This is a genomic window from Rhodococcus sp. LB1 (genome assembly GCF_001583455.1).
Classification (GTDB): domain Bacteria; phylum Actinomycetota; class Actinomycetes; order Mycobacteriales; family Mycobacteriaceae; genus Rhodococcus_F; species Rhodococcus_F opacus.
Window position 1 is genome coordinate 1 of sequence record NZ_LTCZ01000014.1, and the last position, 17818, is coordinate 17818.

At 68.6% G+C, this 17818-nt stretch carries 18 protein-coding genes; 13 read left to right on the plus strand and 5 right to left on the minus strand.

Annotation, left to right across the window (positions count from 1 at the left end; translation table 11 throughout):
* The first annotated feature begins 179 nt into the window (after nt 1-179).
* A complete protein-coding gene (locus tag AZG88_RS02955) occupies nt 180-1001 on the plus strand; it encodes an acyl-CoA thioesterase (RefSeq protein WP_005240977.1) in 822 nt (273 codons plus the stop codon).
* A 6-nt stretch (nt 1002-1007) separates the two neighbouring features.
* On the opposite strand, the gene AZG88_RS02960 is transcribed toward AZG88_RS02955, so the two are convergent.
* Entirely contained in the window at nt 1008-1631 is a 624-nt protein-coding gene (locus AZG88_RS02960) for a hypothetical protein (RefSeq protein ID WP_061696985.1), read from the minus strand.
* A gap of 56 nt (nt 1632-1687) precedes the next feature.
* On the opposite strand from AZG88_RS02960, the gene AZG88_RS02965 reads away from it, so the two are divergent.
* Both AZG88_RS02965 and pdxT read left to right on the plus strand, forming a co-directional pair.
* Entirely contained in the window at nt 1688-2542 is an 855-nt protein-coding gene (locus AZG88_RS02965; protein WP_061696986.1) for an acyl-CoA thioesterase, read from the plus strand.
* Nucleotides 2539-3147, plus strand: a complete 609-nt coding sequence (gene pdxT, locus AZG88_RS02970) for a pyridoxal 5'-phosphate synthase glutaminase subunit PdxT (protein ID WP_005240983.1) — start codon at nt 2539-2541, stop codon at nt 3145-3147. The genes AZG88_RS02965 and pdxT overlap by 4 nt, the downstream gene beginning before the upstream one ends.
* On the opposite strand, the gene AZG88_RS02975 is transcribed toward pdxT, so the two are convergent.
* Nucleotides 3144-4064 (minus strand): hypothetical protein, encoded by a 921-nt coding sequence (locus AZG88_RS02975; RefSeq protein ID WP_061696987.1) that lies wholly within the window; start codon nt 4062-4064, stop codon nt 3144-3146. The genes pdxT and AZG88_RS02975 overlap by 4 nt on opposite strands.
* The gene (locus tag AZG88_RS02980; protein ID WP_061696988.1) at nt 4061-4417 is read right to left on the minus strand and encodes a GntR family transcriptional regulator; all 357 of its coding nucleotides are present in this window, start codon (nt 4415-4417) and stop codon (nt 4061-4063) included. Before AZG88_RS02980 ends, AZG88_RS02975 begins: the two co-directional genes overlap by 4 nt.
* Nucleotides 4418-4561: 144 nt before the next feature.
* On the opposite strand from AZG88_RS02980, the gene AZG88_RS02985 reads away from it, so the two are divergent.
* The 10 genes from AZG88_RS02985 (at nt 4562) to AZG88_RS03030 (ending at nt 16012) form a co-directional block, all read left to right on the plus strand.
* Nucleotides 4562-5314, plus strand: a complete 753-nt coding sequence (locus AZG88_RS02985; protein WP_061696989.1) for a YebC/PmpR family DNA-binding transcriptional regulator — start codon at nt 4562-4564, stop codon at nt 5312-5314.
* Nucleotides 5315-5444: 130 nt separating this feature from the next.
* On the plus strand, nt 5445-6014 hold the full coding sequence (gene ruvC / locus AZG88_RS02990; RefSeq protein WP_005240990.1) for a crossover junction endodeoxyribonuclease RuvC: 570 nt from the start codon (nt 5445-5447) through the stop codon (nt 6012-6014).
* Nucleotides 6011-6613, plus strand: a complete 603-nt coding sequence (gene ruvA, locus AZG88_RS02995; RefSeq protein WP_005240992.1) for a Holliday junction branch migration protein RuvA — start codon at nt 6011-6013, stop codon at nt 6611-6613. Before ruvC ends, ruvA begins: the two co-directional genes overlap by 4 nt.
* Nucleotides 6610-7707 (plus strand): Holliday junction branch migration DNA helicase RuvB, encoded by a 1098-nt coding sequence (ruvB, locus tag AZG88_RS03000; protein WP_005240995.1) that lies wholly within the window; start codon nt 6610-6612, stop codon nt 7705-7707. Before ruvA ends, ruvB begins: the two co-directional genes overlap by 4 nt.
* Nucleotides 7708-7843: 136 nt before the next feature.
* Complete coding sequence (gene yajC, locus AZG88_RS03005; RefSeq protein ID WP_061045219.1) at nt 7844-8221, plus strand: preprotein translocase subunit YajC; 378 nt, start codon at nt 7844-7846, stop codon at nt 8219-8221.
* Between the two features lie 144 nt (nt 8222-8365).
* The gene (secD, locus tag AZG88_RS03010; RefSeq protein WP_061696990.1) at nt 8366-10036 is read left to right on the plus strand and encodes a protein translocase subunit SecD; all 1671 of its coding nucleotides are present in this window, start codon (nt 8366-8368) and stop codon (nt 10034-10036) included.
* Entirely contained in the window at nt 10033-11265 is a 1233-nt protein-coding gene (gene secF, locus AZG88_RS03015; protein ID WP_025432421.1) for a protein translocase subunit SecF, read from the plus strand. The genes secD and secF overlap by 4 nt, the downstream gene beginning before the upstream one ends.
* Nucleotide 11266: 1 nt before the next feature.
* On the plus strand, nt 11267-13003 hold the full coding sequence (locus tag AZG88_RS03020; protein WP_061696991.1) for an ABC transporter substrate-binding protein: 1737 nt from the start codon (nt 11267-11269) through the stop codon (nt 13001-13003).
* Entirely contained in the window at nt 13000-13533 is a 534-nt protein-coding gene (locus AZG88_RS03025; RefSeq protein ID WP_025432422.1) for an adenine phosphoribosyltransferase, read from the plus strand. Before AZG88_RS03020 ends, AZG88_RS03025 begins: the two co-directional genes overlap by 4 nt.
* Nucleotides 13534-13636: 103 nt before the next feature.
* Nucleotides 13637-16012 (plus strand): RelA/SpoT family protein, encoded by a 2376-nt coding sequence (locus AZG88_RS03030; RefSeq protein WP_005241006.1) that lies wholly within the window; start codon nt 13637-13639, stop codon nt 16010-16012.
* Nucleotides 16013-16081: 69 nt separating this feature from the next.
* Here AZG88_RS03030 and AZG88_RS03035 read toward each other — a convergent pair whose 3' ends face one another.
* Together AZG88_RS03035 and AZG88_RS03040 are read right to left on the minus strand one after the other, a co-directional pair.
* A complete protein-coding gene (locus AZG88_RS03035; RefSeq protein WP_005241007.1) occupies nt 16082-16876 on the minus strand; it encodes a peptidylprolyl isomerase in 795 nt (264 codons plus the stop codon).
* Between the two features lie 21 nt (nt 16877-16897).
* Entirely contained in the window at nt 16898-17776 is an 879-nt protein-coding gene (locus tag AZG88_RS03040; RefSeq protein WP_061045215.1) for a peptidylprolyl isomerase, read from the minus strand.
* Between the last annotated feature and the right edge of the window lie 42 nt (nt 17777-17818).

Below are 17818 nucleotides of genomic sequence, written 5' to 3' on the forward strand. Positions count from 1 at the left end.
TCGCCGAACGCGGCTGGTGATCCCCGCGATCGATCTGTGATCGATCGCGGCGCTCCCGGCGCCGCACTGTTTCCATTCGCACCGCACGAGGCCCCGACACGGGACTCGTGCGGTGCGGTGCGCCGGTGCCCAGGACCCGTGTGAGAGTGTCAGCGGACGAGCATCGGAAGGGGCCGTGGATGGCGACGATCGAAGAGATCCTGGAAGTGGAACGCCTCGAGGAGAACATCTTCCGAGGCATAGCGACCGAAACCATGCTTCCCCGGACGTTCGGTGGGCAGGTGGCCGGTCAGGCGCTGGTGGCAGCGGTCCGCACCGTCGACCCGCGCTTCATGGTGCATTCGCTGCACGGATACTTCCTCCGACCCGGAAACCCCACGATGCCGATCGTGTACCTCGTCGACCGCATCCGGGACGGTAGGTCGTTCGTCACCCGGCGGGTCAGCGCCGTCCAGGACGGTCAGGCGATCTTCACGATGTCGGCGTCGTTCCAGGTCGAGGACGAGGGCATCGAGCACCAGGACGAGATGCCCGTGGTCCCACCGCCCGATGCGCTGCCGTTCGCCAGTGACTCCGACGACCCGGAGATCGCCTGGCTCGCCCAGGAGTGGTCCGACTGGGACATCCGGATGGTCGGACACGGCGAGGTCGACCGCCGGCGCGGTGCGGCCGCTCAGCAACAGGCGTGGTTCCGGTCCCGCAAGACGCTGCCCGACGACCCGGTCTTCCACGTCTGCGCACTGGCCTACATGAGCGACATGACGCTGATCGGTTCCGCCATGACCCCGCACCCCGGTGTCGAGATCAACGGTGCCTCACTCGATCACGCGCTGTGGTTCCTGCGGCCGTTCCGGGCCGACGAGTGGCTGCTGTACGACCAGACGTCACCGTCCGCCGGTTTCGGTCGGGCGCTTGCGCAGGGCCGGATCTTCGACCGGAAGGGCAATCTGGTCGCTGCCGTCGTGCAGGAAGGGCTGACCCGGTTCCTGCGCACGACGTGAGCGGGCTCAGCGGCCCGCCCGAACGGCGGGCCTCGGCGGATGGTCGTACCGCACCAGCAGGTCGGGTTCGACCGTGACGTCGGCAGCGCGGCGCAGCAGAGCGGGGACGGTCCATCGTTGATCGGCCGGGGTTCGGCGGAGCAGGGCTCCCTCGCCCAGATGGAGTTGCACGGTGACGTCGAAGTCGAGGTCCCGGCCGAGCAGCATCGGGCCGGCGACGAGAAGCACCTGACCGTCGGCCGCGGGGACGCGGGCGCAGCGGGCGGAGCGATCCTCGGCCTCGTCCCACAGGCGCGGCAACCACCGGCGGTCGGCGCGGACCGATCGCACCACCTCGCGGTTCAGGGCGTCGTAGTCGAACCAGAGGGTGCGGTAGCTGAGTTCGTCGTCGCGTCCGTGCTCGAACCGCAGGGAGGCGGGCCGGACGTAGTCGTGGAGGGACACGACGTCACACGGGCGGCCCTGCTCCCGCAGTGACGCGCACACCGCGTCCGCGAGGGGCAGGGGCTGCGCGCCGTCGGGAGCGTCGATCGCGACGACGGCGGTGCCCTGAACGGCGAGGCAGCGTTCGGTGACGAGGGCGACGAGACCGTCCGGGCTCGTCGGTGTGAACATCGTCATGGCACCCATGGTGCCTCGAGCCCGAACCGGGCGGATAACCTTGACCAGGCACAGAAGGAGGGCCCATGGCGAGCATCGAGGACGTTCTCGAACTCGAAGCGCTGGAGAAGGACATCTTCCGCGGCGCGGTTCATCCGTCTGTTCTGAAGAGAACGTTCGGCGGGCAGGTCGCGGGTCAATCGCTGGTGTCCGCGGTCCGCACCGTCGACGAGGTATTCAAGGTCCACTCCCTGCACGGGTACTTCCTGCGTCCCGGAAATCCGCTGAAACCCACCGTGTACCTGGTCGACCGGATCCGGGACGGCAGATCCTTCTGTACGCGGCGCGTCACCGGGATCCAGGACGGCAAGGCGATCTTCACCATGTCGGCGTCGTTCCACAGCGAGGACGAGGGCATCGAGCATCAGGACACGATGCCGACCGTCCCCGCGCCCGAGGAACTGGTCGACGCACAGACCCTCGAGGAGTTCGCCGCCACCGATCTCTACCGGGAGTGGAAGGAATGGGACGTCCGCATCGTTCCGGCCGACTCCACCGGGAAGACTCCCGGAGTCGCCGCGCAGCAACGGGTGTGGATGCGGTACCGCAGCAAGCTGCCGGACGATCAGGTCTTCCACATCTGCACCCTCGCCTACCTCAGTGACATGACCCTCCTCGGTGCGTCGAAGGTCCCGCACCCGGGAGTGGTCACGCAGACGGCGTCGCTCGATCACGCCATGTGGTTCATGCGTCCGTTCCGTGCCGACGAGTGGCTGCTCTACGACCAGACCTCACCCTCCGCCGGCTTCGGCCGCGCCCTCACCCAGGGCCGCATGTTCGACCGGAACGGCACCATGGTCGCCGCCGTCGTCCAGGAGGGGTTGACCCGCATCCAGCGCGATCAGGACAAGCGCGACATCGAGACAGGAAACATGGCATGACCCGTCCCCTCGTCGGAGTACTCGCCCTGCAGGGCGACGTCCGTGAACACCTTGCTGCACTGAACGATTCGGGTGCCGACGCCGTCGGTATCCGGCGCCCGGAGGAGCTCGAGAAGATCGACGGCCTCGTCATTCCGGGCGGCGAGTCGACGACGATGAGCAAGCTGCTGCAGATCTTCGAACTGCTCGAACCGCTGAAGGCGCGCCTGCACGACGGGTTGCCCGCCTACGGGTCCTGCGCCGGGATGATCCTCCTCGCGAGCGAGATCCTCGACACGAGGCCCGACGCGCAGCACCTCGGTGCGATCGACATGACGGTGCGCCGCAACGCCTTCGGTCGTCAGGTCGACTCCTTCGAGTCCGACCTCGAATTCGAGGGCATCGTCGGCGACCCGATGCGGGCCGTGTTCATCCGGGCACCGTGGGTGGAGCGCGTCGGCGACGACGTGCAGGTTCTCGCCCGCGTGCCCGAGTCGGGTGGCGCGGCCGCCGGACGGATCGTGGCCGTCCGGCAGGGTTCCGTGGTGGCCACGTCGTTCCACCCGGAGGTGACGGGCGACCGGCGGGTGCACGAGTTGTTCGTCGACATCGTCCGCGGGGTCTAACTCGCCGGGCGGGGTGCGACGAGTGTGTTGAGGAGCGCCGCACCCTCCGCGGCGCCGTCGACGGTGACCGCGAACGGGCGGCCGCCGGAGCGGGTCACCACGATGCCCTCGCCGGCGCGGATCACGACCGCGGTCCCGCGCGGCGTGAACCGGTAGCCCCAGCCGCCCCACTCTGCGGGGCGGATGTCGGCGACCCGGGCCTCGGCGATGGAGTCGAGCGGGATCTTCCGCCAGCGGACGTTCCACGACGAGAGGGTCAGTCCCGTGCGGTCGATCTGCACGGTCACCGAGGCGAAGCCGCCGCCGGCGATCGCCAGGACGAGGAACAGGACGGCGAGCCAGAGCGCTCCCACCAGCGCGGAGACGACGGCGGCCACGGCCATGGCGAGAGCGAGCACGCCCGCCCACCTTCCGCGGGCATATCCGGTCCAGGCTGCCCGCTCGCCGGGCGCCAGGGGGACGGGCAGCGTCGGCGCTGCACCGTTCTCTGCGGAGTGCGACGTCCGGGGGAGCAGGGCGAACGTGGCGACGGCCCACACGATTCCCAAGAGGGGAACGATGATCCACCAGCCCAGCGTCGCCGCTTCGGGTGAGCCGGCCTCGATCGTGGCAGCGACGCTGACGATCCAGGCCGTGGCCACAGTCCACCCGATGAGAACGGTGGCGGGAAGCCAGAGCGCGGCGTCGGTGCGGGCCCGCACCGCCACGACGCCGGCGATCGCGGTGGCGGCCGCGCAGACGGCGGCGGCGATCCAGAAGTAGGTGGTCGTGTCGCTGAATCGGTCGGGTTCGGTGCCGGACCAGTGGCTGGCCACCGTCGGCGGCAGTTCACCGCTCCAGGCGAGTCTCGCGATCACGAGCGCGAGGAGCGGCACAGCCGAGGTCGCGGCGAGGAGGCGCGTTCGGGAGGTCGTCATTGTCTGGTGGTCTCCTTGATCACGTCGAGCATCTGTTCGGTGTCGAGTCCGAGGCGTCGTGCCTCGGACACGAAAGTGCGTGCGGCTTCGGTCAATCGGGTGTGTACCGGGTCCGTGTCGGCGCGGACGACCGCGCCCCGGCCCCGGCGGAGGTCGATCAGGCCCTCGTCGCGCAACGCGGCGTACGCGCGCAGCACGGTGTGGAGGTTGACGTCGATGGACTCGGCCAGCGCCCGGGCGGAGGGGAGCCGATCGCCCGCGCCGATCTCGCCGCGCAGGAACGCGCCGCGCACATTGGCCGCGATCTGCTCACCCAGTGGGGTGGTGGAGCTGTGGTCGACCCGCATCAACATGTTTGCATTCTATGCAAACAATGCCGACTTATGCGAGTTGTTACCCCGGGAACGCGCAGGGGCGGCCGGGCTGCGGGTAACATCGTCAAAGCTGAAACCGCGCATTCGGCGTGCCAAAGGCAGCAGGAAAGGGGCTTGAATCGCATGAGCGGCCACTCCAAATGGGCCACCACCAAGCACAAGAAGGCTGTGATCGATGCCAGGCGTGGCAAAGCCTTCGCGAAGCTGATCAAGAACATCGAGGTGGCGGCCCGTACCGGCGGTGGCGATCCTGCGGGAAATCCCACCCTGTACGACGCCATCCAGAAGGCCAAGAAGACGTCGGTCCCCAACGACAACATCGAGCGCGCCCGCAAGCGCGGCGCCGGTGAAGAAGCGGGCGGCGCCGACTGGCAGACCATCATGTACGAGGGCTACGGACCCAACGGTGTCGCCGTCCTCATCGAGTGTCTGACGGACAACCGCAACCGTGCGGCCGGCGAGGTACGTACCGCGATGACCCGCAACGGCGGCAACATGGCCGACCCGGGTTCCGTGTCCTACCTGTTCACGCGCAAGGGCGTCGTCACCCTGGAGAAGGGTGACCAGACCGAGGACGACGTGCTGATGGCGGTCCTCGATGCGGGTGCCGAAGAGGTCACCGACCTCGGCGACACGTTCGAGATCGTGAGCGAGCCCACCGACCTCGTCGCCGTCCGCAGCGCATTGCAGGAGGCGGGTATCGACTACGACTCCGCCGAGGCAGACTTCCGCGCGTCCGTCGAGGTTCCGGTCGACGCCGACGGAGCCCGGAAGGTCTTCAAGCTCGTCGACGCGCTCGAGGAGTCCGACGACGTCCAGAACGTCTACACCAACGTCGACCTGTCCGACGAGGTGCTCGCGGAACTCGACGACTGATCGCACGACGCACGGGGCGGGGGAGCGGTGCTCGCCCGCCCCGTCCCGTCCTGCGTGTTGGTGCGCCGACTCGTCCGACCCCACGGCTAAGCTATCGAACAGCTGTTCGGCGTGGGAGAGGTGGCTTTGCGTGCGTGTGCTGGGTGTGGATCCCGGTCTGACCCGGTGCGGATTCGGAGTGGTGGACGGCGGCAGCGGCCGCACCGTCACCCCGATCGCCGTCGACGTGGTCCGGACCCCGGCAGACCTCGAGTTGGCGTCCAGGCTGTTGCGCATCTCCGAGGCGGCCGAATCGTGGATCGATCTGCACCGGCCCGAGGTCGTGGCGATCGAGCGGGTGTTTTCCCAGCACAACGTGCGCACCGCGATGGGCACCGCGCAGGCGGGTGGCGTCGTCGCCCTCGCCGCCGCGCGCCGCGGCATCCCCGTGTGTTTCCATACCCCCAGTGAGGTCAAGGCCGCAGTCACCGGGAGTGGCTCCGCCGACAAAGCTCAGGTGACGGCGATGGTGACGCGCATCCTCAAACTGGCGGCCGCACCCAAACCGGCCGACGCGGCGGACGCGCTGGCGCTGGCGATCTGCCATTGCTGGCGGGCGCCGATGATCGAACGCATGGCCCGCGCCGAAGCCGCCGCCGCCGAACAGAAACGTCGCTACCAGGCCCGACTGGCCGAAGTGAAGAAGGCAGGTACACGATGATCGCGTCCGTCCGCGGCGAGGTGCTCGAGATCGCCCTCGACCATGCGGTGATCGAATCCGCCGGAGTGGGATACCGCGTGAACGCGACGCCGGCCACCCTCGGCGCACTGCAGCGAGGAACCGAGGCCAGGCTGGTCACGGCGATGATCGTCCGCGAGGACTCGATGACGCTGTACGGGTTCCCCGACTCGGAGTCCAAGGAGTTGTTCGGGCTGCTCCAGACCGTGTCCGGAGTCGGCCCGCGCCTGGCGATGGCGACCCTGGCCGTGCTCGAACCCGACGCGTTGCGGGCGGCACTGGCCGAGGGCAACGTCACGGCGCTCACGCGGGTGCCGGGCATCGGCAAGCGCGGGGCGGAGCGGATGGTCGTCGAACTGCGCGACAAGGTCGACGCCGTCGCGTCCACGTCCGGGGCGGTGCCGCTCGGTGCGGGCGGCGGCGGATCGGTCCGTGACCAGATCGTCGAAGCCCTGGTCGGGCTCGGATTCCCGGCCAAGCAGGCGGAACAGGCCACCGACGCCGTCCTCGCCGAGGCGCCCGAGTCGACCACCTCGTCCGCGCTGCGCTCCGCCCTCTCCCTGCTCGGGAAGACCAGATGAATCCCGAACCCGGCGGCGACTACGACGAGGAGTCCCAGGTCTCGGCTGATCTCGTCGCCGGCGACGGCGACATCGAGGCCAGCCTGCGGCCGAAGAACCTCCACGACTTCATCGGGCAACCGCGGGTCCGGGAGCAGTTGCAACTCGTCCTGACCGGCGCCAAGATGCGCGGCGGCACCCCCGACCACATCCTCCTCTCGGGCCCGCCCGGGCTGGGGAAGACCAGCATGGCGATGATCATCGCGGCCGAACTGGGCTCCTCGCTGAGGCTGACGTCGGGTCCGGCGCTGGAACGGGCGGGCGATCTGGCCGCCATGCTGAGCAATCTCGTCGAGGGTGACGTGCTGTTCATCGACGAGATCCACCGCATCGCGCGGCCTGCCGAAGAGATGCTCTACCTCGCGATGGAGGACTTCCGGGTCGACGTCGTGGTCGGCAAAGGGCCCGGCGCCACCTCAATCCCCCTCGAGGTCGCGCCGTTCACCCTGGTCGGGGCCACCACGCGCTCCGGGGCACTCACCGGACCGCTGCGCGACCGGTTCGGCTTCACTGCCCACATGGACTTCTACGAACCCGCGGAGCTGCAGCAGATCCTCATGCGATCGGCGGGCATTCTCGGAGTGCAACTCGGCGAGGAGGCCGGCGCCGAGATCGCGAGCCGGTCCCGGGGCACGCCCCGCATCGCCAACCGCCTTCTCCGCCGCGTTCGCGACTACGCCGAGGTCCGGGCGGACGGCGTCGTCACCCGCGAGATCGCCCATGCGGCCCTCGCCGTCTACGACGTCGACCAACTGGGACTCGACCGTCTCGACCGGTCCGTTCTCAGTGCCCTCGTGCGCAGCTTCGGCGGCGGCCCGGTCGGGGTGTCCACCCTGGCCGTCGCGGTCGGTGAGGAGCCCGCCACCGTCGAGGAGGTGTGTGAGCCCTTCCTCGTCCGCGCCGGAATGATCGCCCGGACACCCCGCGGCCGTGTCGCCACGGCCGCCGCGTGGACGCAACTGGGCCTGATCCCGCCGCCCGACGCTGTGACCGGCGGAATCGAGGTCCGCGTCAACGAGCCGCAGGCCTCCCTGTTCGATCCGGAAGACCCCTGATCGACCCCCGGAGAAACGCCCGCCTCGTGCCGAGCGAACCGGTGTCCGGGCCGGTGATGGCACACTGGTGTATTGCATCGGTCCAACCGGGACCAGTGCTTCGGACCGTGCGACATACCTCGAGGTTGACTTACAGATGGATTTTCTCTTCCCGCTCCTGATTCTGGCGCTGCTCGTCCCCATGTTCCTGGGGATCCGCCGACAGAAGAAGGAGGCGGCCAAGGTGACCGCTCTGCAGGACTCGATCTCGGTCGGCGACCGCGTCCTCACGACTGCCGGTCTGCACGGCACCGTCGTCGCACTCGGCGACGAGACGATCGACCTCGAGATCGCTCCCGGCGTGGTCACCACGTGGTCGCGTCTCGTCGTCCGCGAGCAGATCGTCGACGCCCCGCTGCAGGGTGACGGTTCCCTCGATCACGAATCGATCGACGCCGAGGCCCCCGCCACGGACATCGTGCGCGAGGATCGTGAGAACGGCGGCGACAGCACGCCGCGGCTGAACAAGGATTGATCGACGCTTCCGCGGCGTAATTCCGCAGCCGTCGCGTCGCAGGCGCCCCGGGCGCGGCAACCGGGGCACAGCCCTGCGTCTGCCGGCCCGGTGCGCTGTGAACGTTCCCACCCGAACTGCACGTACTGAGGAGACATAGAGATCGTGGCACCTTCCACAGGATCGGTGCATCCCGTCCGCTACCTCACCGTTTTCGCGGTGCTCGTGGCGGTTCTGTATGCCCTGGTGTTCTTCACCGGCGACAAGTCCGCGACACCCAAGCTGGGCATCGACCTGCAAGGTGGGACCCGAGTCACCCTCACCGCACGCACCCCGGACGGCAGCAAGCCGACGCCGGACAGCCTGCGGCAGGCCCAGGAGATCATCGAGACCCGTGTGAACGGACTCGGCGTGTCCGGCTCCGAGGTCGTCATCGACGGCGACAACCTCGTCATCACCGTCCCCGGCGACGACAGCGCCCAGGCGCGTTCGCTCGGCCAGACGGCGCGGTTGTACGTCCGTCCCGTCCAGACGTCGCAGGCCGCGGCTCCTGCCGGCACACAGGCACCCGCCGCCGGTGACACGCCCGCGCAGACTCCCGCCGGAACCGAGACTCCCGCGCCCCAGAACCGGCCGTTCCCGGCTCAGGATCCGTCGACCTCTCCCGAGCCGGCTCCGACGGCGGAACCGGCGCCCGCCGACGCGTCCGGTACCGAGACCGCCGAGGCGGCCGACGAGATCGCGGCAGCGCGGGCCACGCGTCAGAGCACCGACCCGGCCGTGCAGCAGCAGGCCATGGCGACACTCGACTGCAGCGTGCCCGACCCGCTGCGCGGCAACGACGACCCGGCCCTGCCGCTCGTCGCGTGCTCCACCGACGGTCAGGCCGTGTACCTGCTCGAACCGGCGATCATCGACGGTCAGGAGATCGCCGACGCGACGTCCGGCTACAACTCCCAGCAGTCGCGGCACGAGGTGAGCTTGACGTTCAAGTCCGAGGGCAGCAACACCTGGGCCACGTTCACGTCGCAGAACATCGGCAAGCAGGCCGCGTTCACGCTCGACTCCAAGGTGGTGAGCGCACCGGTCGTCCAGGGCGCGACACCCGCAGGCAGCTCGACGTCGATCACCGGCTCGTTCACCGCGGAAAGCGCGAAGGAACTCGCGAACACCCTGAAGTACGGCTCGCTGCCGCTGTCGTTCGCGGCGTCGGAGGCGGAGACCGTGTCCGCGACGCTGGGTCTCGCCTCGCTGGAGGCCGGTCTCATCGCCGGTCTGGTGGGTCTGGTCCTGGTGCTGCTCTACTGCCTGCTCTACTACCGCATGCTCGGGGTGCTCACGGCGCTGTCGCTGGTGCTGTCGGGTGTGATGGTCTACGCGATCATGGTGCTGCTCGGCCGGTACATCAATTTCACCCTCGATCTCGCGGGCATCGCCGGTCTGATCATCGGTATCGGTATGACCGCCGACTCGTTCGTGGTGTTCTTCGAGAGAATCAAGGACGAGATGCGGGAGGGACGCAGTTTCCGGTCCGCGGTTCCGCGCGGCTGGGCCCGTGCACGCCGGACCATCTTGTCCGGTAACGCGGTCAGCTTCATCGCCGCCGCGGTGCTGTACGTCCTCGCAATCGGCCAGGTGCGCGGCTTCGCGTTCACCCTCGGCCTGACCACCGTCCTCGATGTCGTCGTGGTGTTCCTGGTGACGTGGCCGCTGGTCCACCTGGCCTCGAAGTCGCCGTTCTGGTCGAAGCCCGGTGTCAACGGGCTGGGTGCCGTGCAGCAGATCGCCAAGGAACGCAAGGCTGCCGCAGCGTCGGCGAAGGAGTCACGAGTATGAGCGAATCGACCACGTCCCAGTCTGCGTCGCAGACGGACCCCGAGTCTTCGCTGTCCGATTCGGGCGTCAATCAGTCGTCGATGCCCCAGCACAGCCTGCTCTCGCGGCTCTACACCGGAACCGGCGCCTTCGAGGTGGTCGGGCGTCGGCGCTTCTACTACATCCTGACCGGCACCATCGTGCTGATCTCGTTGCTGAGCATCCTCGTCCGCGGGTTCACCCTCGGTATCGATTTCGAGGGAGGATCGCGGATCCAGTTCCCCGCCGGCGGCGGGGTGGAGACCTCGCAGGTGGAGGAGGTCTACTCCGAGGCGCTGGGCATGGATCCCGTCTCGGTGCAGACGGTGGGCTCGGGTTCGAGCGCGACCGTGCAGATCCGCTCCGAGGCACTCGACGCGGCGCAGGTGGTGACGCTTCAGGACGCGTTGTACGACGAGTTCCAGCCGAAGGACAGTGACGGCAACGTCAGCAAGAACGTGATCAGCATCGCCGACGTCAGTGAGACGTGGGGCGGGCAGATCACCCAGAAGGCGCTGATCGCGCTGCTTGTGTTCCTGGTGATCGTGAGCGTGTACATCGCCGTCCGGTTCGAGCGCGACATGGCGATCGCCGCGATCGTCGCGCTGTTCTTCGACATCGCCGTGACCGCCGGTGTGTACTCGCTCGTCGGCTTCGAGGTGACCCCGGCGACCGTCATCGGTCTGCTGACGATTCTCGGTTTCTCGCTCTACGACTCGGTGGTGGTGTTCGACAAGGTCGAGGAGAACACGCGCGGGATTCTGCACCTGACCCGTCGCACCTACGCCGAGCAGGCGAACCTGGCGATCAACCAGACGCTGATGCGGTCCATCAACACCACCCTGATCAGCGTGTTGCCGGTGCTCGCGCTGATGGTGGTCGCGGTCTGGATGCTCGGTGTCGGAACGCTGAAGGACCTGGCGCTGGTGCAGCTCGTCGGCATCATCGTCGGCGCCTACTCGTCGATCTTCTTCGCGACACCCCTGCTGGTCACACTGAAGGAGCGATGGGGTCCGGTGGCCGCGCACACGCGCAAGGTCCTCGCTCGCCGAGCGACCCTGGCACAGGGCGGTGCCCAGAAGGCCGGTACCCCGGCCGCCGAGGTCGCAGCATCCGCGGCCGACGCCGCCGTCCCGCGCCGCCGGTCGGCGGCGACCGCACCCACACCGGGCTCACGTCCCACCGGGAAGCGCAACAAGAAGAGGCACTGACATGCCCGCATCGCACAGCACCCGACGCGGTGCGCACACCCGACGCGGCCGGATTACGGCCGTGTCGGGTGCCGGCCTCCTCGCGACCGTGGTCCTCGCCGGATCGCTCGTCGGATGTTCCGAGGAGGGTGAGCAGATCCCGTCGATCGGCTACGCCATCGACAACACCGTCACCACCTACAACGCCAACAGCGTCGCGGGTGCGGTGTCGGGGGCGCGTCAGGCGTTCGCGCGGGTGCTGCCGGGGTTCAACTACACGGGGCCGGAAGGCGGACCGGTGGCCGACACGGACATCGGCACCGCCAACGCGATGCCCGGGGACGCCCTCACGATCCAGTACAAGCTCAATCCCAACTCCGTCTACTCCGACGGCGTGCCGATGTCCTGCGACGATCTGGTGCTGACGTGGGCGGCGAACAGTGGCCGTTTCCCGATGTTCGATGCGGCGAGCACCGCCGGCTACTCGGACATCGACCGCGTCGACTGCCAGACGGGCGCGAAGGATGCCGTCGTCACGTTCAAGGCGGGACGCAATGTCACCGACTGGAAATCGCTGTTCGGCGCGACGTCGATGATGCCGGCGCACGTGGTCGCCAGCGCTGCCGGCGTGCCCGACGTCGTTGCCGCCGTGCAGAATTCGGACGTGGATGCACTGACGCGCGTCGCGGACTTCTGGAACGACGGATGGACGATGGCACCCGGCGACCTCGACCTCGCCAAGTTCCCCGCGTCCGGCCCCTACAAGGTCGAATCGTTCTCCGAGGACGAGGGCCTCGTGCTGGTGGCCAACGACCGCTGGTGGGGGAACCGTCCGGCCACGTCCCGGATCGTGGTGTGGCCCAAGTCTTCCGACGTGAGCGCGCGGATCGGTGACGGTTCGGTCGAGGTGGTCGACGTCGCCGCCGGATCGGCGCCGGACCTGGATCTCGGCGGGTTCGACGTGACGGAGGTGCCCTCGCGCAGCGTCGAGCAGTTCGTCCTGTCCACCTCGGGCCTGTTCGAGAACGCAGCCGGACGGCGGGCGTTCGCGGCGTGCATGCCCCGAGAGGAGCTGGCGTCGAAGTTCGGGATCGCCACGGAGTCGGACGAGGCCGGTGCGGCGGCCGGGGGCCCGGTCGACACCCGGGTCACCGCCCCCGACAGTCTCGTTCACGAGTCGGTGACCGGTGCCGTCGGCGGGCGGTACGAGACGCCGGACACCGCAGCGGCGGCGGACGCACTGGCCGACACCGGCAACACGTCGGCGACCGTCCGTGTCGGATATCTGGGTCCGAACCCGCGCCGCGCCGAGATCGTGGCGGCGGTGGCGGCGGCGTGCGCCCCGGCCGGTATCACCGTGCAGGACGTCGCGTCGCCCGAGTTCACGCCGTCGATGCTGCGCGACGGTCAGGTGGACGTGGTCCTCGCGGGCACGGCCGCCGCTCCCGGCGCCGCGGGCACAGCGGTGGCCACTACCGCGATGTACGCCCTCCGCAGCGGAATCCGATCGAACTTCGGGGACTACAGCAACGGCCGCGTCGATCAGATCGTCGATCAACTCGCGGTCGACAGCTCCACCGCCACCCAGCTGTCGTTGTCGACGGAGGCGGAGAACATCCTGTGGTCGGACGTGCCCACGGTGCCGCTGTTCGACCAGCCGCGGACCGTCGCGTTCGCGACAGGTTTGCAGGAGGGAGCAATCAATCCGACGCGTTCGGGCGCCGGCTGGAACATGGACAGGTGGGTCTTACGCAGGTGATCGACCATTCTTCGGCGCGTGACGCCGTCACCCGGCTCACCCGGTGGGCCGACGACTTTCCGCAACCCGGGGTGCGCTTCGCCGATCTGACGCCGGTCTTCTCCGACGCGGAAGGTTTCCGCGTCGTCGTCGACGCGCTCGCCGCCTGCGCCCCGGAGGCGGACGTGATTGCCGCCGTCGACGCACGAGGGTTCCTCCTCGGCGGCGGCGTCGCCCGGGAACTGGGCTCCGGTGTGGTGGCCGTGCGGAAGTCGGGCAAACTGCCACCGCCCGTGCTGTCGCAGTCGTACACCCTCGAATACGGAACGGCCACGCTGGAGATTCCGAGCGGATCGATCGGTCTGGACGGGCGCTCGGTGCTCGTCGTCGACGACGTCCTGGCCACCGGCGGAACCCTCGACGCCACGGCGCGACTGGTGGAATCCGCAGGTGCCCGGGTGATCGGTGTCGCCGTGGTCCTGGAGATCGCCGCGCTGGGTGGCCGGGAGCGGCTCGGAAAGTACCCGCTCACGTCCCTCGTCACGGTCTGAGTACTAAAGTTGTGCCTGGTGGTCGTCACGGCCACCAGGGCGCATGCCCGAGACCAACCAGGGCCGCACGGCCCGAGCCATTTCAGTGGTAGGAGGTGACGGCATGACTTCGAATCTTGATCGGTCGCAGAACACGGGATCAACCTCGTCTGCGCAATCCGATGCCGAGTCACCTGCAGCGAACCCGGCTTCCGGTAACAACCGTGGAGCACAGGGATTCGCCGTTCCGGCGTCCGCATCGCGCCGGGTACGAGCGCGACTCGCCCGGCGCATCACGGGTCAGCGGAACACGACCATCCGGCCGGTTCTCGAACCGCTCGTCAGCCTGCATCGCGAGCTCTATCCGAAGGCGGACCTGGCGCTCCTGCAACGCGCCTACGACGTCGCGGAGGAGCGGCACGCCAGCCAGCGCCGCAAGTCGGGCGACCCGTACATCACGCATCCCCTCGCCGTCGCCAGCATCCTCGCCGAACTGGGGATGGACACGACCACGCTGGTCGCCGCCCTGCTCCACGACACCGTCGAAGACACCGGCTACTCCCTCGAGCAGTTGACCGACGAGTTCGGCGAAGAGGTCGCCCACCTCGTCGACGGCGTCACCAAACTCGACAAGGTGGTGCTCGGCAACGCCGCCGAGGGCGAGACCATCCGCAAGATGATCATCGCGATGGCCCGCGACCCCCGCGTCCTGGTGATCAAGGTGGCCGACCGGCTCCACAACATGCGGACCATGCGGTTCCTGCCGCCCGAGAAGCAGGCCCGCAAGGCCCGCGAAACCCTCGAGGTGATCGCGCCCCTGGCCCACCGGCTGGGCATGGCGACCGTGAAGTGGGAACTCGAGGACCTGTCCTTCGCGATCCTGCATCCCAAGAAGTACGACGAGATCGTGCGGCTCGTCGCAGACCGTGCGCCGTCCCGCGACACCTACCTCGCGAAGGTTCGTGCGGAGATCAACGCGACGTTGACGGCGTCGCGCATCAACGCCGTCGTCGAGGGCAGGCCGAAGCACTACTGGTCGATCTACCAGAAGATGATCGTCAAGGGCCGCGACTTCGACGACATCCACGACCTGGTCGGCGTGCGAATCCTGTGCGACGAGGTCCGCGACTGCTATGCGGCCGTCGGCGTCGTCCACTCGCTGTGGCAGCCGATGGCAGGCCGGTTCAAGGACTACATCGCGCAGCCGCGCTACGGCGTCTACCAGTCGCTGCACACCACCGTGGTCGGGCCCGAGGGCAAACCCCTCGAGGTGCAGATCCGCACCCACGACATGCACCGGACCGCCGAGTTCGGTATCGCCGCGCACTGGCGGTACAAGGAGACCAAGGGCAGGCACTCCGGTGACGTCGCCGAGGTCGACGACATGGCGTGGATGCGTCAGCTCCTCGACTGGCAGCGTGAGGCCGCCGACCCGGGGGAGTTCCTCGAGTCGCTCCGCTACGACCTCGCGGTCAAGGAGATCTTCGTCTTCACGCCCAAGGGCGACGTGGTGACGCTGCCCGCCGGGTCGACACCCGTCGACTTCGCGTACGCCGTGCACACGGAGGTCGGGCACCGGTGTATCGGCGCCCGGGTCAACGGCAGGCTGGTGGCGCTCGAACGCAAGCTCGAAAACGGCGAGGTCGTGGAGGTCTTCACGTCCAAGGCCGTCAACGCCGGCCCGAGCCGCGACTGGCAGACGTTCGTCGTCTCCCCGCGCGCCAAGACGAAGATCCGGCAATGGTTCGCCAAGGAACGCCGTGAAGAGGCGCTCGAGGCGGGCAAGGACGCCATCGCGAAGGAAGTGCGGCGGGTCGGGCTGCCGCTGCAGCGCCTGATGAACGCCGAATCGATGGCGTCCATCGCGCACGAACTGCACTACACCGACGTGTCGATGCTGTACACCGCCGTCGGTGAGAGCCACGTGTCGGCGCAGCACGTCGTCCAGCGTCTGGTTGCCCATCTGGGCGGTGTAGGCGACGTCGAGGAGGAGCTCGCCGAGCGGTCGACTCCGTCCACGATGCCGATGCGCCCTCGGAGCACCGGCGACGCGGGCGTGCTGGTTCCCGGCGCGGAGGGCACGGTCGCCAAGCTGGCCAAGTGCTGCACACCGGTTCCCGGCGACGAGATCATGGGATTCGTGACCCGGGGCGGCGCGGTCAGCGTCCACCGCACCGACTGCACCAACGCGGGCTCCCTGCAGGAGCAGTCCGAGCGCATCATCGAGGTCAAGTGGGCGCCGTCGCCGTCGTCGGTGTTCCTGGTGGCCATCCAGATCGAGGCGCTCGATCGGCACCGGCTGCTGTCGGACGTGACGAAGGCGCTCGCGGACGAGAAGGTCAACATCTTGTCGGCGTCCGTGACGACGTCCGGCGACCGGGTGGCGATCAGCAAGTTCACGTTCGAGATGGGCGACCCGAAGCACCTCGGGCACGTGCTGAACGTGGTCCGCAACGTCGAGGGCGTGTACGACGTATACCGGGTGACGTCCGCCGCGTAGCAACGACGAACGGGACGGTCGTTCGATCTGATCGAACGACCGTCCCGTTCGTGTAGCCGGGGGAGTGGGTCAGCCGACCGTCGCGGTCTCGATCTGAACCGGGGTGTTGGGCTTGCCGCCGCCCGCGGACATGGATCCGTCGTCGCCGTCCGCCGCAATCTTCTCGACGGTCGCGAGGCCCTCCTCGGAGATCGAACCGAACACGGTGTAATTGGGCGGGAGCACCGAGTCGGCGTAGACGAGGAAGAACTGGCTGCCGTTACTGCCGGGCGTCCCGCTGTTCGCCATCGCGACGGTGCCGCGCGGGTAGACCACCGGATTCGCGAGTGCCGGATCGTTCGGCGCGAACGCCGTCTCCGGGTACTCGGTGGTGAAGCCGTAGCCAGGTCCGCCGGTGCCCTTCCCGCTGGGGTCGCCGCACTGCAGGACCTGCAGTCCCAGCTCCGTCGTCAGCCGGTGGCAGGGTGTGTCGTCGAAATAGCCCTGCTGGGCCAGGCTCGTGAAGCTGTTGACCGTGCACGGGGCCTCGGCGCGGTCGAGGACAAGGCCGATCGGTCCGGCGCTGGTCTGGAGGTCGACCGGGACGGTGCCTTCGGTGGAGACACCGGACGTGGGCGGCGGGGTGACATCCTTGACGGCGGGCTGCCCGGCCGGATACGTGCAGTCCACGGTGGCCGCGGCGGGCGCCGGGACCGGCGGCAGCGTGCCGAACTTGGACAGATCGAGCGACTGTTCCGCCGCGCTCGTGGGGGCCGCCTTCGACGAGGTGCCGGTCGACGTGCCGCCCGAGTCGGACGAATCCGAACAACCGGCGAGGAGGACCGCGAGGCTCACGCCTGCGACGAGGATCGAGGTGCGTTTCATCGGTCCATCCTCACACGAGACTCAGTCCATCCGGACGGACGTGATGTCGATGGGCAGGTTGGGCTTGCCGCCGCCGGCCTGCATCGATCCGTCGTCGCCGGCCGCCGCGACCTTCTCGATGGTCGCGAGACCCGTATCGTCGACCTTCCCGAACGCGGTGTACTGCGGGGGAAGCTGCGAGTCGGCGTAGACGAGGAAGAACTGGCTGCCGTTGCTGTCGGGCTGACCGCTGTTGGCCATCGCGATGGTGCCGCGCGGGTACGTCACCGGCACCTGCAGGGACGGATCCGACGCCTCGTACTGGTCGGTGGGGAATTCGTTGGCGAACCCGTAACCGGGACCGCCGGTGCCTGCGCCCGTGGGATCACCGCACTGCAGGACCTTCAGTCCTTCGGACGTGACGAGCCGGTGGCACGGGGTGTTGTCGAAGTAGTTCTGGCTCGCCAGGCTCAGGAAGTTGTTGACGGTGCACGGGGAGTCGGCGTTGTCCAGGATCAGGCCGATGTTGCCCTGCGTCGTCTGCATGCTGACGCTGACTTCCTGGAGGGTGGTGTCGATGTCGTCGGTGCGCGGCGGGTTCACCTGCTTCGCGGGCGGCTGAGTGCCGGGGGTGTACGTGCACGACACCTTCTCGGGCAGCGGTTCGGACCGCCCCGCCGGCATCACGCCGGGCGACTGCGGCGACGCCGACACCGACTCGGCCGCCGACGCTTCCGTCGCGTCGTCGTCGCCGCTGGTGAGGGCGAAGACGACGGCGCCCGCCGCCACCACGAGCACGACACCGAGCACCGAACCGGCGATCGTCAGCTGCTTACGCTTGCGTGCTCTGTCGGCGCGGCGTTCGAGCTGACGCTCGAGCTTTCGTTTGGCTGCTTCCCGGCGCTGCTCGTTGCTCGGCACTGCGGTGGTCCTCCCGTATCGGTCTGTCTGGCAGTCGGTCGA

Excerpts from the sequence above, each read along its gene's own strand:
- AZG88_RS02955 (WP_005240977.1), top strand. The coding sequence starts at position 180 with ATGGCGACGATCGAAGAGATCCTGGAAGTGGAACGCCTCGAGGAGAAC.
- AZG88_RS02960 (WP_061696985.1), bottom strand. The coding sequence starts at position 1,631 with ATGGGTGCCATGACGATGTTCACACCGACGAGCCCGGACGGTCTCGTC.
- AZG88_RS02965 (WP_061696986.1), top strand. The coding sequence starts at position 1,688 with ATGGCGAGCATCGAGGACGTTCTCGAACTCGAAGCGCTGGAGAAGGAC.
- pdxT (WP_005240983.1), top strand. The coding sequence starts at position 2,539 with ATGACCCGTCCCCTCGTCGGAGTACTCGCCCTGCAGGGCGACGTCCGT.
- AZG88_RS02975 (WP_061696987.1), bottom strand. The coding sequence starts at position 4,064 with ATGACGACCTCCCGAACGCGCCTCCTCGCCGCGACCTCGGCTGTGCCG.
- AZG88_RS02980 (WP_061696988.1), bottom strand. The coding sequence starts at position 4,417 with ATGTTGATGCGGGTCGACCACAGCTCCACCACCCCACTGGGTGAGCAG.
- AZG88_RS02985 (WP_061696989.1), top strand. The coding sequence starts at position 4,562 with ATGAGCGGCCACTCCAAATGGGCCACCACCAAGCACAAGAAGGCTGTG.
- ruvA (WP_005240992.1), top strand. The coding sequence starts at position 6,011 with ATGATCGCGTCCGTCCGCGGCGAGGTGCTCGAGATCGCCCTCGACCAT.
- ruvB (WP_005240995.1), top strand. The coding sequence starts at position 6,610 with ATGAATCCCGAACCCGGCGGCGACTACGACGAGGAGTCCCAGGTCTCG.
- yajC (WP_061045219.1), top strand. The coding sequence starts at position 7,844 with ATGGATTTTCTCTTCCCGCTCCTGATTCTGGCGCTGCTCGTCCCCATG.
- secF (WP_025432421.1), top strand. The coding sequence starts at position 10,033 with ATGAGCGAATCGACCACGTCCCAGTCTGCGTCGCAGACGGACCCCGAG.
- AZG88_RS03020 (WP_061696991.1), top strand. The coding sequence starts at position 11,267 with ATGCCCGCATCGCACAGCACCCGACGCGGTGCGCACACCCGACGCGGC.
- AZG88_RS03030 (WP_005241006.1), top strand. The coding sequence starts at position 13,637 with ATGACTTCGAATCTTGATCGGTCGCAGAACACGGGATCAACCTCGTCT.
- AZG88_RS03035 (WP_005241007.1), bottom strand. The coding sequence starts at position 16,876 with ATGAAACGCACCTCGATCCTCGTCGCAGGCGTGAGCCTCGCGGTCCTC.